Origin of the sequence: Pseudomonas sp. SR18, from assembly GCF_023701505.1 — a bacterium.
GTDB lineage: Bacteria > Pseudomonadota > Gammaproteobacteria > Pseudomonadales > Pseudomonadaceae > Aquipseudomonas > Aquipseudomonas cyclaminis.
Map to the genome: position 1 here is coordinate 40,891 of NZ_JAMQAU010000017.1, position 13,341 is coordinate 54,231.

Annotated in this window: 11 protein-coding genes; 8 read left to right on the forward strand and 3 right to left on the reverse strand. The window is 60.5% G+C overall.

Translation table 11 applies throughout. The annotated features are described in order from the left end of the window. Positions 1-24: 24 nt before the first annotated feature. The 3 genes from nadE to NDJ82_RS22145 all read right to left on the reverse strand — a co-directional run bounded on the left by nadE (position 25) and on the right by NDJ82_RS22145 (position 3,190). Positions 25-852, reverse strand: a complete 828-nt coding sequence (nadE, locus tag NDJ82_RS22135; RefSeq protein ID WP_250926289.1) for an NAD(+) synthase — start codon at positions 850-852, stop codon at positions 25-27. Between the two features lie 3 nt (positions 853-855). Then, the gene (gene pncB, locus NDJ82_RS22140) at positions 856-2,070 is read right to left on the reverse strand and encodes a nicotinate phosphoribosyltransferase (protein ID WP_099583657.1); all 1,215 of its coding nucleotides are present in this window, start codon (positions 2,068-2,070) and stop codon (positions 856-858) included. 229 nt (positions 2,071-2,299) lie between these two features. Continuing rightward, positions 2,300-3,190: a LysR family transcriptional regulator gene (locus NDJ82_RS22145; RefSeq protein WP_112193149.1), complete on the reverse strand. Its 891-nt coding sequence runs from the start codon at positions 3,188-3,190 to the stop codon at positions 2,300-2,302. 153 nt (positions 3,191-3,343) lie between these two features. Between NDJ82_RS22145 and amaB the strand changes: the two genes are divergently transcribed. From amaB to NDJ82_RS22185, 8 genes are all read left to right on the forward strand, one after another. After that, a complete protein-coding gene (amaB, locus tag NDJ82_RS22150) occupies positions 3,344-4,834 on the forward strand; it encodes an L-piperidine-6-carboxylate dehydrogenase (RefSeq protein WP_112193151.1) in 1,491 nt (496 codons plus the stop codon). 170 nt (positions 4,835-5,004) lie between these two features. Continuing rightward, positions 5,005-6,288, forward strand: a complete 1,284-nt coding sequence (amaA, locus tag NDJ82_RS22155; protein WP_250926290.1) for an L-pipecolate oxidase — start codon at positions 5,005-5,007, stop codon at positions 6,286-6,288. 374 nt (positions 6,289-6,662) lie between these two features. Next, the gene (locus tag NDJ82_RS22160) at positions 6,663-7,799 is read left to right on the forward strand and encodes a branched-chain amino acid ABC transporter substrate-binding protein (RefSeq protein WP_099583653.1); all 1,137 of its coding nucleotides are present in this window, start codon (positions 6,663-6,665) and stop codon (positions 7,797-7,799) included. A 182-nt stretch (positions 7,800-7,981) separates the two neighbouring features. After that, positions 7,982-8,896, forward strand: a complete 915-nt coding sequence (locus NDJ82_RS22165; protein WP_003188099.1) for an ABC transporter permease subunit — start codon at positions 7,982-7,984, stop codon at positions 8,894-8,896. Between the two features lie 2 nt (positions 8,897-8,898). Further along, positions 8,899-10,176 carry a high-affinity branched-chain amino acid ABC transporter permease LivM gene (gene livM, locus NDJ82_RS22170; protein ID WP_099583652.1) on the forward strand — a complete coding sequence of 426 codons (1,278 nt, stop codon included), beginning with the start codon at positions 8,899-8,901 and terminating at the stop codon, positions 10,174-10,176. Further along, positions 10,173-11,048 carry an ABC transporter ATP-binding protein gene (locus tag NDJ82_RS22175; RefSeq protein WP_099583651.1) on the forward strand — a complete coding sequence of 292 codons (876 nt, stop codon included), beginning with the start codon at positions 10,173-10,175 and terminating at the stop codon, positions 11,046-11,048. Before livM ends, NDJ82_RS22175 begins: the two co-directional genes overlap by 4 nt. After that, the gene (locus NDJ82_RS22180; protein ID WP_078740437.1) at positions 11,045-11,761 is read left to right on the forward strand and encodes an ABC transporter ATP-binding protein; all 717 of its coding nucleotides are present in this window, start codon (positions 11,045-11,047) and stop codon (positions 11,759-11,761) included. Before NDJ82_RS22175 ends, NDJ82_RS22180 begins: the two co-directional genes overlap by 4 nt. A 726-nt stretch (positions 11,762-12,487) precedes the next feature. Next, a complete protein-coding gene (locus NDJ82_RS22185) occupies positions 12,488-13,252 on the forward strand; it encodes an SDR family oxidoreductase (protein ID WP_112193157.1) in 765 nt (254 codons plus the stop codon). Positions 13,253-13,341: the final 89 nt, after the last annotated feature.

A 13,341-nucleotide genomic window follows, 5' to 3' on the forward strand; every position in this document is an offset into this window, starting at 1 on the left:
CACTACAAAACTGCCTGACTCACCTCAAGGCGCAAACGGCATCACCCGCTTGTGCTCAGTCTTGCGATACGTCTCGCAGATAATCCTGAACGCTTCCTCGCGCACCGCTTCACCGTGCAGGAACGCGTCAATCTCCGCATAGGTCACGCCATGTGACGCTTCATCCGGCTTGCCTGGCGACAGGTCTTCGAGGTCGGCAGTCGGGATCTTCTCCACCAACGATTCCGGCGCGCCAAAGTGCCGTGCAATCGCACGCACCTGGTTCTTCACCAGCCCGCTCAAAGGCGCCAGGTCGCACGCACCGTCACCGAACTTGGTGAAAAAGCCCATCACCGCTTCCGCCGCGTGGTCGGTGCCAATCACCAGGCCACCGGCCGCGCCGGCGATGGTGTATTGCGCCACCATGCGCATGCGCGCCTTGGTGTTGCCCAGTACGAAATCGCGGGACACCGCCGCCTTGCCTTCGAACGCAGCCACTTCACTGGCCAGGGCTTTCACCGCCGGGCCGATGTTCACGGTGTGGCGCTCGTCCGGCTCGATAAAGTCCACCGAGGCCTGGGCGTCGATTTCGTCGAACTGGGTGTCGTAAGGCAGGCGCACTGCGATAAAACGGTAAGCCTCGTCACCGGTGCTGGCGCGCAGTTCCTGCATCGCACGTTGGGCCAACAGGCCGGCGGTCAGGGAATCGACGCCGCCGCTGATGCCCAGTACCAATGCCTTGAGCCCGGAGTTGCGCAGGCAATCCTGGATAAAAGCCACGCGGCGGGTCACTTCGGCCTCAAGGTCGGCCTGGTTGTTGAACGGCGCTTGCACCTTGAGTTGCTGCGCAATCTCACGCTGTACGGCTTGCATGATTCACTCCTTGCTGGAAATGGCAGGTACTTTGAAAACATGACGCAAATAGGCGACAAAATTCGGGTCGGTGCAGTGGGTCTTGCCCGCTTCATCGGAGATTTTGGCGACGGGCTGACCATTGCACGCGGTCATTTTAAGCACGATGCTCATCGGCTCCACCCCTGGAATATCGCAGGTCAGGTTGGTGCCGATGCCAAAGCTCACATTAATGCGACCGCGCAGCGCCCGGAAAATCTCCAGGGCCTTGGGCAGCGACAGGCTGTCGGAGAACACCAGTGTCTTGCTCATCGGCTCGATCCCCAGCTTGTGGTAGTGGGCGATGGCTTTTTCGGCCCACTGCACCGGGTCACCGGAGTCGTGGCGCAGGCCGTCGAACAGCTTGGCGAAGTACAAGTCGAAGTCGCCGAGAAACGCATCGGTCGTGATGCAGTCGGTCAGGGCAATGCCCAAAAGGCCCCGGTATTCGCGGACCCAGCAATCGAGGGCGGCGATCTGGCTGTCGATCAGGCGCGGGCCGAGTTGCTGGTGGGCCATGATCCATTCGTGGGCCATGGTGCCCAGGGGCTTCATGTCCAGCTCGCGGGCCAGGTGCACGTTGCTGGTGCCGACGAAGCGCCCTGGGAAGTCGTGCTTGAGTACAGTGACCACTTCTTCCTGCACCCGGTACGAGAAGCGCCGGCGCGTGCCGAAGTCGGCCACTTGCAGTTCCGACAGTTCCTCGCTGCTGGCATTCGCCGTCAGCCAGTCGAACTTGCGGTACAGCTGCTCGCGGGCCTGTTCGAGGATCACGGTCTGGTAGCGGTAGCGGTTACGCACTTCGCTGACAATGGCCAGCATCGGCACTTCAAACAGGATCACATGCAGCCACGGGCCGCGCAGGCGAATAAACAACTCGCCGTTCTCGATGCCGGTCTGCACATAACGCAGGTTGAAGCGGAACAGCCCGAGGAAACGCAGGAAGTCCGGCTTCATAAAGCTGATGCGTTCCAGGAAGCCCAATTGGTCCGGACTCAGGCTCAGCTCGGCGAGGCGCTCGATCTGGTAGCGGATCTCCGCCAGGTAGGGGCGCAGGTCTTCACTGTTACGGCAACGAAACTCCCATTCAACTTCCACGTTCGGGTAGTTGTGCAGCACCGCCTGCATCATGGTCAGCTTGTAGAAGTCGGTGTCGAGCAGGTTCTGCACGATGCGATCGGCAAACACACTCTCGCTCATAACGGGAATCTCCAGACGGGTCGGCGTTGGGCGCCGGCCTTTACGCACAATTAAGGAAGGGGGCTAGTGGCGCATAGACCTGTGGGGTTTTGCCAGTGATTTTTTTTGGTGTGGCTACTGGCCTCATCGGGGGCAAGCCCCCTCCCACACTAACTGCATTCACACAGTTTGACTGGTGAACACAGTAAATGTGGGAGGGGGCTTGCCCCCGATGGCTATCTTTCAGGCACTAAATAACCTGCTCCATCATCCACTTCACAAAATCGCGCACCTTGGGCACCTCTGCCGAATGTTCCGGATACGCCAGGTAATACGCATCCTGGCTCGGCATCGCATGCTGCCAGGGAATCACCAGCTTGCCGTCGGCCAATTCCTCTTCCACCAAAAACCGCGGCAACAGCGCCACGCCACAGCCGACCTGCGCTGCACGAATGCACATATAAAAGGTGTCAAAACGCGGCCCGTGGTAGCTGTGTTCAGTCTGGTAACCCTGGCTGGCGAACCAGTCATGCCAGCCCTGGGGGCGCGAGGCGTTTTGCAGCAGCACCAGTTCGCTCAGTTGCGTGGGGTCGGTGAAGGGCGTGGCGGGCAGGCTCTCAGGTGCGCACACCGGCACCAGTTCTTCACTGAACAGCTTCAGGCTCTCGGTGCCGGGGCGTGCGCCCTGGCCGAAGTAGAAGGCCAGGTCGGCCTTGCCTTGCAGCAGTTCGTCCGGCTCCTGCTCGTTGCACAGGTCCAGATGGATCTGCGGGTGACGCAGCCGCCAGCCCTTGAGGCGCGGCACCAGCCAGCGCGCGCCGAAAGTGTAGGGCGTGGACACGCGCAACACTTCGGTCTCGCCGCCGTAGGAGCGCAGGTAATGGGTGGACATCTCCACTTGCGTGAGGATCTTGCGCACTTCCACCAGGTACAGGTCGCCTGCCGGGGTCATCTGCAGGCGGCGACGCACGCGGCGAAACAGCAGGTGTTGCAGCAGTTCTTCCAACTGCGCCACTTGCTTGCTGACCGCGCTCTGCGTGAGGTTCAGCTCTTCGGCGGCGCGGGTGAAGCTCAGGTGGCGGGTGGCGGCTTCGAAACACTGCAGGGCGGTGATCGAGGGCAAATGTCTTTTGTTCAGCACGGCGTGCCTCTTTTTATGCTTTGCATGAATAAACGGAATGATATCTCGCCTAATCGTCGTTTGTTGGCAAGTCTTGGGCCAGCTACAAATAAGGCCTGGATCGCCGTGCGTGGCGCGGTGCGATTTTTTGTCTGCAGATTGAAGGAGTGACCCATGGTTGCCGCATTGCTTGATCGTCTCGGGGTAAACCCGGCGCTGTACCAGGCGGGTAAACAGCCCGTGCATTCGCCGATTGATGGCAGCCGTATCGGCAGTGTGCACTGGGAAGGTGCCGCCGAGGTGGAGCAACAGGTCAGTCGCGCCGAGCATGCATTCGACGCCTGGCGCAAAGTGCCGGCGCCGCGTCGGGGTGAGCTGGTGCGTCAATTCGGCGACGTGCTGCGCGAATACAAGGCCGACCTGGGCGAGTTGGTGTCCTGGGAAGCGGGCAAGATCACTCAGGAAGGCCTGGGTGAAGTGCAGGAAATGATCGACATCTGCGACTTCGCCGTCGGCCTGTCGCGCCAGCTGTACGGCTTGACCATCGCCTCCGAACGCCCGGGCCACCACATGCGTGAAACCTGGCACCCGCTGGGCGTGGTCGGCGTAATCAGCGCTTTCAACTTCCCCGTTGCGGTGTGGGCGTGGAACACCACCCTGGCGCTGGTGTGCGGCAACGCCGTGATCTGGAAACCCTCGGAAAAGACCCCGCTCACCGCCCTGGCGTGCCAGGCGCTGTTCGAGCGCGTGCTGAAGAAATTCGACGGTGCCCCTGAGTATTTGAGCCAAGTGATCATCGGTGGCCGCGATGCCGGCGCCGCGCTGGTGGATGACCCGCGTGTCGCGCTGATCAGCGCCACCGGCAGCACGCGCATGGGGCGCGAAGTGGCGCCTAAAGTCGCCGCACGTTTTGCCCGCAGCATCCTCGAACTGGGCGGCAACAACGCCATGATCCTCGGCCCAAGCGCCGACCTGGACATGGCCGTGCGCGCCATTCTGTTCAGCGCCGTCGGCACCGCCGGCCAGCGTTGCACCACCCTGCGCCGCCTGATCGCCCATGAGTCGGTCAAGGCAGAGATCGTCACCCGCCTCAAGGCCGCGTATTCCAAAGTGCGCATCGGCCACCCGCTGGAAGGCAACCTGATCGGCCCGCTGATCGACAAACACGGCTTCGATAACATGCAGGACGCCCTGGAGCAGGCCTTGAGCGAAGGCGGCAAGGTGTTCGGCGGCAAGCGCCAGTTGGAAGATAAATTCCCCAACGCCTACTACGTGTCGCCGGCGATTGTGGAAATGCCCGAGCAAAGCGACGTGGTGTGCACCGAAACCTTCGCGCCGATCCTCTACGTGGTTGGCTACAGCGATTTCGCCGAAGCCCTGCGCCTGAACAACGCCGTGCCCCAAGGGCTGTCGTCGTGCATCTTCACCACAGACGTGCGCGAGGCCGAGCAATTCATGTCGGCCGTGGGCAGTGACTGCGGCATCGCCAACGTCAACATCGGCCCGAGCGGCGCAGAGATTGGCGGCGCGTTTGGCGGCGAGAAAGAGACCGGTGGCGGGCGTGAGTCGGGTTCGGATGCGTGGCGTGGGTATATGCGTCGGCAGACCAACACCGTGAATTACTCGCTGGAATTGCCGCTGGCCCAGGGCATTACCTTCGACTAAACCACTGTCGAAACGCGGTTAAAAATGTGGGAGGGGGCTTGCCCCCGATTGCAGTGTGTCAGTCAACAGATGTACAGCTGAGCCAGTGCTATCGGGGGCAAGCCCCCTCCCACATGTGACCGCATTGCACATCAAGATTGTTGTTTGTTAGGTCTCACCGGAGTCTGGCAATGGCACTACGCGAAACATGTTTGTGGGAACACCTCACCCCCAGCCGGCCGGATCGCGCCGCGCTCAAGGGCGAGTTGAAAGTGGACGTGTGCGTGATCGGCGCCGGTATTACCGGACTTTCGGCCGCCATTCACCTGCTGGAGCAGGGCAAAAGCGTCGCCGTGCTGGAAGCCCATCGCACCGGCCACGGCGGTTCAGGTCGTAACGTCGGGTTGGTGAACGCCGGGTTGTGGATCCCGCCGGATGACATCGAGGCCGGTTTCGGCGAAGCGGTGGGCAGTCAGCTCAATCGCATGCTTGGCGCAGCACCTTCGCTGGTGTTCAGCCTGATCGACAAATACAACATCGATTGCCAACTGCGCCGCGAGGGCACCTTGCACATGGCGCACAACGCCCGTGGCGAGGCGGATTTGCGCAGTCGTGAAGACCAATGGAAGCGTCGCGGCGCGCCGGTCGAGCTGCTCACCGGCCAGGCCTGCGAGCACGCCACCGGCACTAAAAAGATCGCCGCCGCGTTGCTGGATCGGCGGGCGGGTACCTTGAACCCGATGGCCTACACCTCTGGGTTGGCCAATGCTGCGGTCGGGCTTGGTGGGCAACTGTTCGATCATTCGCCGGTCACCCAATTGGAACGCCAGGGTGCGCAGTGGTCGGTGCAGACCCAGCACGGTGCAGTGCAGGCAGCGCAGGTGGTGATTGCCTCCAATGCCTACACCGAAGGCGAATGGACCGAGCTGCGGCGTAACTTTTTCCCCGGTTATTACTACCAGGTCGCCTCGGCCCCGCTCACCGATGACGCCGCCCGGCAGATACTCCCCGGCGGCCAGGGGTCGTGGGACACGCGCCAGGTCTTGAGCAGCATCCGCCGCGATGCCGAGGGTCGTTTGTTGCTTGGCAGCCTGGGCAATGGCAACCAGAAACCGGCGTGGTTTCTCAAGGCGTGGGCCGATCGGGTGCAGCAGCACTACTTCCCCTACCTCAAATCGGTGCAGTGGGAGTTCACCTGGACCGGCTGCATCGCCTTCACTCCCGATCACCTGATGCGCTTGTTCGAACCGGCCCCTGGCCTGGTCGCCGTCACCGGCTATAACGGGCGTGGCGTGACCACCGGCAGTGTGGTCGGCAAGGCGTTTGCCGACTACTTGTGTCACCAGGATCCCCAGGCCCTGCCGATTCCCTTCGCGCCGATGCAGCCGCTGGCCGGCGTGGGCTTGCGCAGTTGCCTGTATGAGGCCGGGTTCTCGCTGTATCACGCCGGGCAATGCCTGAGGATCGTGATCTGATCAGCGAAATACCGCTCAGAAGCCTGCATTTTCTTAGCCGGCTACTAATCTGTATTGGTGCAGGTCGTAGCAGTTGCGCACTGTAAATGTGCAGTTCCGTTACGCATGCTGTTACAGGTGCAGGGGCTGCGGTTTATCCATCCGGTTGCAGGTGGCACCTGCCAGGGTTGTACTTTTTAAGGGGGTTGGTTGCACCTCTGTAGGCTAGACGGTTGCACGTGCTGGCGAGTCGAGTCGAAACGCCAGTAATAACAATGACACGGTGTCTTTTTGAAGAATAAAAACGTAATGGCACGGGGCTTGCTCTGAGCTTTCAGTGAAAAGTTTGAATGCAAGTTGTCGTGCCAAAAATCAAAAATATCGGAGCACCACTCATGTCCCAGACGTTTTACAAGAAAGGTTTTCTGGCCCTCGCCGTTGCAGCGGCGCTGGGTGTTTCTACGTTTGTTCAAGCTGATGTGAAGATTGGCGTAGCGGGGCCCATGACGGGCGCCAACGCCGCTTTCGGTGAGCAGTACATGAAGGGTGCCCAAGCGGCAGCCGATACGATCAACAAGGCTGGCGGCATCAACGGCGAGAAAATCGTGCTGGTTGCCGGCGACGATGCGTGTGAGCCAAAACAAGCCGTGGCCGTGGCCAACCGCCTGGCTGACCAGGACAAAGTGATCGGCGTGGTCGGGCACTTCTGCTCGTCCAACACCATCCCAGCCTCCGAGGTGTATGACGAAGCGGGCATCATCGCCATCACCCCAGGCTCCACCAACCCACAAGTTACCGAACGCGGCCTGGGCGCCATGTTCCGCATGTGCGGGCGTGACGACCAGCAGGGCATCGTCGCCGGCGACTACATTGTCGACGTGCTCAAAGGCAAGAAAGTCGCGGTCATCAATGACAAGGACACCTACGGCAAAGGCCTGGCCGACGCCACCGCTGCCCAGTTGACCAAGCGCGGCGTCAAGCCGGTGCTCGAAGAAGGCCTGACCCGTGGCGAGAAAGACTTCAGCGCCCTGGTGACCAAGATCCGTTCCACCGGCGCGGACGTCGTGTACTTCGGCGGCCTGCACCCGGAAGCCGGCCCGCTGGTTCGCCAGATCCGTGAAGCCGGCCTCAAGGACGTCAAGTTCATGTCCGATGACGGCATCGTGACTGACGAACTGGTGGCCACCGCTGGCGGCAAGCAGTACGTCGATGGCGTGTACATGACCTTCGGCGCCGACCCGCGCCTGCTGCCGGACAGCAAGGCTGTGGTGGAAGAGTTCCGCAAAAATGGCACCGAGCCCGAAGGCTACACCCTGTATGCCTACGCGTCGGTCCAGGCCCTGGCTGCCGGCTTCAACGGTGCCAAGTCCAACAAAGGCGAAGACGCCGCCAAATGGCTCAAGGCCAACCCGGTCCAGACCGTGATGGGCAAGAAGGAATGGGACGGTAAAGGCGACCTGAAAATCTCCGACTACGTGGTTTACCAGTGGGATAAAGAAGGCAAGTACCACCAGTTGGAAAAGCAGAAGTAATCCATGTGGGAGGGGCTTGCCCCCGATGCGGTGGGTCAGTTGAACAACTGTTGACTGACACTCCGCTATCGGGGGCAAGCCCCCTCCCACAAGGGGACCGTGTTCTGATCGAGATCTGTCTTTTCCTCCAGAAGCGCCGCACACCCACCGGTGTGCAGGTGCTCACCGCGTGAGATTGCGTTATGGATGGTATTTTCCTGCAGCAACTGGTCAACGGCCTGACCCTCGGGTCGGTCTATGGCCTGATCGCCATCGGCTACACAATGGTCTATGGCATCATTGGCATGATCAACTTCGCCCACGGCGAGGTTTATATGATTTCCGCTTACCTCGCGGCGATCAGTCTGGCACTGCTGGCTTACTTCGGCATCGAATCCTTCCCGCTGCTCATTCTCGGCACTCTGATCTTCACCGTGGTTGTCACCGGCGTGTACGGTTGGGTCATCGAGCGTGTCGCCTATAAACCACTGCGTAACTCCACCCGACTGGCCCCGCTGATCAGCGCCATCGGTATCTCCCTGATCCTGCAGAACTACGCGCAGATCGCCCAGGGTGCGAAACAACAAGGCATTCCAACCCTGCTGGCTGGCGCCTGGCGCGTCGACATCGGCACCGGCTTCGTGCAGCTCACGTACACCAAGGTATTCATCCTCGTGGCGGCCTTCGCCGGTATGGCGTTGCTCACCTACATCATCAAGTACACCAAGCTCGGTCGCATGTGCCGCGCAACCCAGCAAGACCGCAAGATGGCTTCGATCCTGGGCATCAACACCGACCGCGTGATCTCCTACGTGTTTGTCATCGGTGCCGCCATGGCCGCATTGGCCGGCGTGCTGATCACCCTCAATTACGGCACTTTCGACTTCTATGCCGGCTTCATCATCGGCATCAAGGCATTTACCGCAGCGGTACTCGGCGGCATCGGCTCCCTGCCTGGGGCGATGTTGGGCGGGATCATCCTGGGTATTTCCGAGTCGCTGTTCTCGGGGTTGATCAACTCTGACTACAAAGACGTATTCAGTTTCTCCCTGCTGGTGGTGATTCTGATTTTCCGTCCCCAGGGCCTGCTGGGTCGCCCGCTCGTGGCTAAGGTGTAAACATGTCTGCTGCCAAACCTATCGATATCAAGAAAAGTGTCGTCGATACGATCCTTGCCGGGCTGATTTCGCTGATCGTGTTCGGTCCGATCGTCGGCGTGGTCCTCGACGGCTACAGCTTCAACCTGGAACCCGCGCGCGTGGCCATCCTGGTCGCCATCGTGATGGTCGGGCGCTTTGCCCTCAGCCTGTTCCTGCAAACCCCCAAGGGCGTGAAGATTCTGCAGGGCTTCGAGAGCAGTGGTTCCGGCGTGCATGTGCTGCCACCGGACTACAAGTCGCGGCTGCGCTGGATCATCCCGGCATTGATCGTGATCGCCATCGTGTTCCCGATCTTCGCCAACAAGTACCTGCTGACCGTGGTGATCCTCGGCCTGATCTACGTGTTGCTCGGCCTGGGCCTGAACATCGTGGTTGGCCTGGCCGGCTTGCTTGACCTGGGTTACGTGGCGTTCTACGCCATCGGCGCCTACGGCCTGGCGCTGGGTTATCAGTATCTCGGCCTGGGTTTCTGGAGCGTGCTGCCCCTGGCGGCCATCGCGGCGGCGCTGGCGGGGTGCATACTCGGCTTCCCGGTATTGCGAATGCACGGTGACTACCTGGCCATCGTGACCTTGGGTTTCGGTGAGATCATCCGTCTGGTGCTCAATAACTGGCTGTCGTTCACCGGTGGCCCGAACGGCATGCCGGTGCCTTCACCGACGTTCCTCGGCCTGGAGTTCGGGCGCAAGGCGAAGGAGGGCGGGATTCCGTTCCACGAATTCTTCGGCCTCGATTACAACCCCAACATCAAGTTCATGTTCATCTACATCGTGCTGTTCCTGGTGGTGCTGGCTGTGCTGTACATCAAGCACCGCCTGACGCGCATGCCGGTCGGCCGCGCCTGGGAAGCCCTGCGTGAAGATGAAATCGCCTGCCGCTCCATGGGTCTGAACCACGTGCTGGTCAAACTCTCGGCGTTCACCATCGGCGCTTCCACGGCGGGGTTGGCCGGGGTGTTTTTTGCCAGCTACCAGGGCTTCGTCAACCCGTCGTCGTTCACGTTCTTCGAGTCGGCGCTGATCCTGGCCATCGTGGTCCTGGGCGGCATGGGCTCGACGGTCGGCGTGGTGATCGCGGCGTTCGTGCTGACCGTGGCGCCGGAGTTGCTGCGCAGCTTCTCGGAGTACCGCGTACTGCTGTTTGGCGTGTTGATGGTGGTGATGATGATCTGGCGACCACGCGGCTTGATCCGGATCAGCCGTACTGGTGTGACCCCACGTAAAGGAGTGGCGCCATGAGCAAGGAAGTCGTCCTGTCCGTGGAACATTTGATGATGCACTTTGGTGGCATCAAGGCCTTGAGCGATGTGAGCCTCAAGGTCGAACGCAACTCGATCTTCGCCCTGATCGGCCCTAACGGCGCCGGCAAAACCACGGTGTTCAACTGCCTCACCGGGTTTTACAAAGCCAGCGGCGGCAAGATCGAACTCAACGTGCGTGGCAAGCAGACCAACGTGATTCAGCTGCTGGGCGAGCGCTTCAAGGCCGTCGACTTTGTGTCGCCGAAAAGCTTCCTCAGCCGCGTGTACTACAAGATGTTCGGCGGCACCCATCTGGTCAACCGTGCAGGTTTAGCGCGGACGTTCCAGAACATTCGCCTGTTCAAGGAAATGTCGGTGCTGGAAAACCTGCTGGTGGCCCAGCACATGTGGGTCAACCGCAACATGCTCGCAGGCATCCTCAACACCAAGGGCTACCGCAAGGCCGAAAGTGACGCGCTGGATTGCGCGTTCTACTGGCTCGAAGTGGTCGACCTGGTGGACTGCGCCAACCGCCTGGCCGGTGAGCTTTCCTACGGCCAGCAGCGCCGCCTGGAAATCGCCCGCGCCATGTGCACCCGGCCGCAGATCATCTGCCTGGACGAACCCGCCGCAGGCCTCAACCCCCAGGAAACCGAAGCCCTCAGCGCGATGATTCGCCTGCTGCGCGACGAACACGACCTCACGGTGGTGCTGATCGAACACGACATGGGCATGGTGATGAGTATTTCCGACCACATCGTGGTGCTGGACCACGGCAACGTAATCGCCGAGGGCGGGCCGGAAGCAATCCGCAACGACCCGAAAGTGATTGCCGCTTACCTGGGCGCCGACGAAGAGGAGCTGGTATGAGCGGGCCTATCCTCGAAATGAAAGACCTGGACGTGTTCTACGGCCCGATCCAGGCCCTGAAAAAAGTCTCGCTGCACATCAATGAAGGCGAAACCGTCAGCCTGATCGGCTCCAACGGCGCGGGCAAATCCACGCTGCTGATGTCGATTTTCGGCCAGCCTCGCGCCGAGTCGGGGCAGATTCTGTACAACGGCGTCGACATTACCCACAAGTCGTCCCACTACATCGCCTCCAACGGCATCGCACAGTCGCCGGAAGGGCGGCGGGTATTCCCTGACATGACCGTCGAGGAAAACCTGCTGATGGGCACCATCCCGATTGGCGACAAGTACGCCCAGGAAGACATGCAGCGCATGTTCGAGCTGTTTCCAAGGCTCAAGGAGCGGCGTACCCAGCGGGCCATGACCATGTCCGGCGGCGAGCAGCAAATGCTCGCCATCGCCCGTGCACTCATGAGCCGGCCCAAGCTGTTGCTGTTGGACGAGCCAAGCCTGGGCTTGGCGCCGATTGTGGTGAAGCAGATCTTCGCCACCCTGCGCGAACTGGCGGCCACCGGGATGACCATCTTCCTGGTGGAGCAGAACGCCAACCACGCACTGCGCTTGTCGGACCGGGCGTATGTGATGGTCAACGGCGAGATTCGCCTTACAGGCACGGGTAAGGAGCTGCTGGTGAACGAGGAAGTGCGCAACGCCTACCTCGGCGGGCACTGATCTAAATCACAACTCAGCACCTCTGTGGGAGGGGGCAAGCCCCTCCCACATTTGTTTTGTGGGTGTTCACAAGGCCGATCCAAAATTGTGGAAAACAAATCCAGCCCTCCTCCAAAGCGCGACATATAGCCGCCGCAAATCCCTGTTTTGTCACACTTTTGACTTGTCCCCATCCACTGTGGAACCGGCTGTGGGTAACGTGGGAGTAGCTGGCTGAACGCCTTTAAAACCGTGGCCTGCAGCGCGTCGGTTGTTTTTTGATCAGGCGCTTTTTGGCGACCGGCCAAGGGGTTTGTCAACCTGTTTAAAGACACAGGTATATGACCGAAATATGACCCTTCAGCCTGTGGATAAGTCTGTGATTAAACTCTGGAAAGACCTCCGCAGAGGCCGGAATGACTGGCCTGGAGCCATCGTCTGAATTTTCCCTGTGTCGATAGGCCTACATACGCCCTCGTGAAGGTCAAGCAAAAAACTTTCTAAAACCGCCTGAAAGCCTTGTACACAGCGGCTTGCGGTGTTTTGCACTTGCCCCCAAAGACTGTGGGCGCAGTTGTGGATAACCTGCGCGTATATGGCTGCAGGCCACGGTTCATATAGCGTTGCTTGAAGTGATCAAAAAACGATCAGTTGTAGATTGGGCGGTGCGCTTAGCGGTTGCCGCGAAGGCGGTGTAAGGGCATTCTGCTGGCTGTTTTTTTTTCCGATGCCCGCAAGGAGAACACCATGTCCGACACGCTGTTTATTACTGGCGCAACCTCAGGTTTTGGCGAAGCCTGCGCCCGTCGTTTTGCTGACGCCGGTTGGAAACTGGTGCTCACTGGCCGTCGTGCCGAACGTTTGAATGCCTTGGTTGAAGAGCTTTCCAAGCAGACTGAAGTGCACGGCCTGGTCGTGGACGTGCGTGACCGCAAAGGTATGGAAGACGCCATTGCCAGCCTGCCGCCGTCGTTCGCCACACTGCGTGGCCTGATCAACAACGCCGGCCTGGCCGTGGGCACTGATCCTGCGCCCAAGTGCAGCCTCGACGATTGGGAAACCATGGTCGACACCAACATCAAAGGGCTGCTGACCACGACCAATCTGCTGCTGCCGCGCTTGATCGCTCACGGGCGTGGCGCCGGAATCATCAACCTGGGGTCTATCGCCGGTAACTACCCTTACCCTGGCAGCCACGTATATGGCGGCTCCAAGGCGTTCGTGAAGCAGTTCTCGCTGAACCTGCGTTGCGACCTGCAAGGCACCGGCGTGCGCGTGACCAATATCGAGCCAGGCCTGTGTGAGAGCGAGTTCTCGCTGGTGCGTTTCGGTGGGGACCAGGCGCGTTACGACGCCACCTACGCTGGCGCTGAGCCGATCCAGCCGCAGGACATTGCCGACACGATCTTCTGGGTGATGAACACCCCGGCGCACGTCAACATCAACCGCTTGGAGCTGATGCCGGTGAGCCAGACCTGGGCTGGTTTTGCGATTGAGCGGGGCGGTAAGTAAGTAGGACTTTAAGTCGAGGCGAGGCTATCGGGGGCAAGTCGAATCGTCGCGCCGCCGATGAGCATGGGCATCTACACAACTTCCGGAGG

Bases quoted from the DNA above. Each gene is read 5' to 3' on its own strand.
- nadE (WP_250926289.1), bottom strand. From the start codon at position 852: ATGCAAGCCGTACAGCGTGAGATTGCGCAGCAACTCAAGGTGCAAGCG.
- pncB (WP_099583657.1), bottom strand. From the start codon at position 2,070: ATGAGCGAGAGTGTGTTTGCCGATCGCATCGTGCAGAACCTGCTCGAC.
- amaB (WP_112193151.1), top strand. From the start codon at position 3,344: ATGGTTGCCGCATTGCTTGATCGTCTCGGGGTAAACCCGGCGCTGTAC.
- amaA (WP_250926290.1), top strand. From the start codon at position 5,005: ATGGCACTACGCGAAACATGTTTGTGGGAACACCTCACCCCCAGCCGG.
- NDJ82_RS22160 (WP_099583653.1), top strand. From the start codon at position 6,663: ATGTCCCAGACGTTTTACAAGAAAGGTTTTCTGGCCCTCGCCGTTGCA.
- NDJ82_RS22165 (WP_003188099.1), top strand. From the start codon at position 7,982: ATGGATGGTATTTTCCTGCAGCAACTGGTCAACGGCCTGACCCTCGGG.
- livM (WP_099583652.1), top strand. From the start codon at position 8,899: ATGTCTGCTGCCAAACCTATCGATATCAAGAAAAGTGTCGTCGATACG.
- NDJ82_RS22175 (WP_099583651.1), top strand. From the start codon at position 10,173: ATGAGCAAGGAAGTCGTCCTGTCCGTGGAACATTTGATGATGCACTTT.
- NDJ82_RS22180 (WP_078740437.1), top strand. From the start codon at position 11,045: ATGAGCGGGCCTATCCTCGAAATGAAAGACCTGGACGTGTTCTACGGC.
- NDJ82_RS22185 (WP_112193157.1), top strand. From the start codon at position 12,488: ATGTCCGACACGCTGTTTATTACTGGCGCAACCTCAGGTTTTGGCGAA.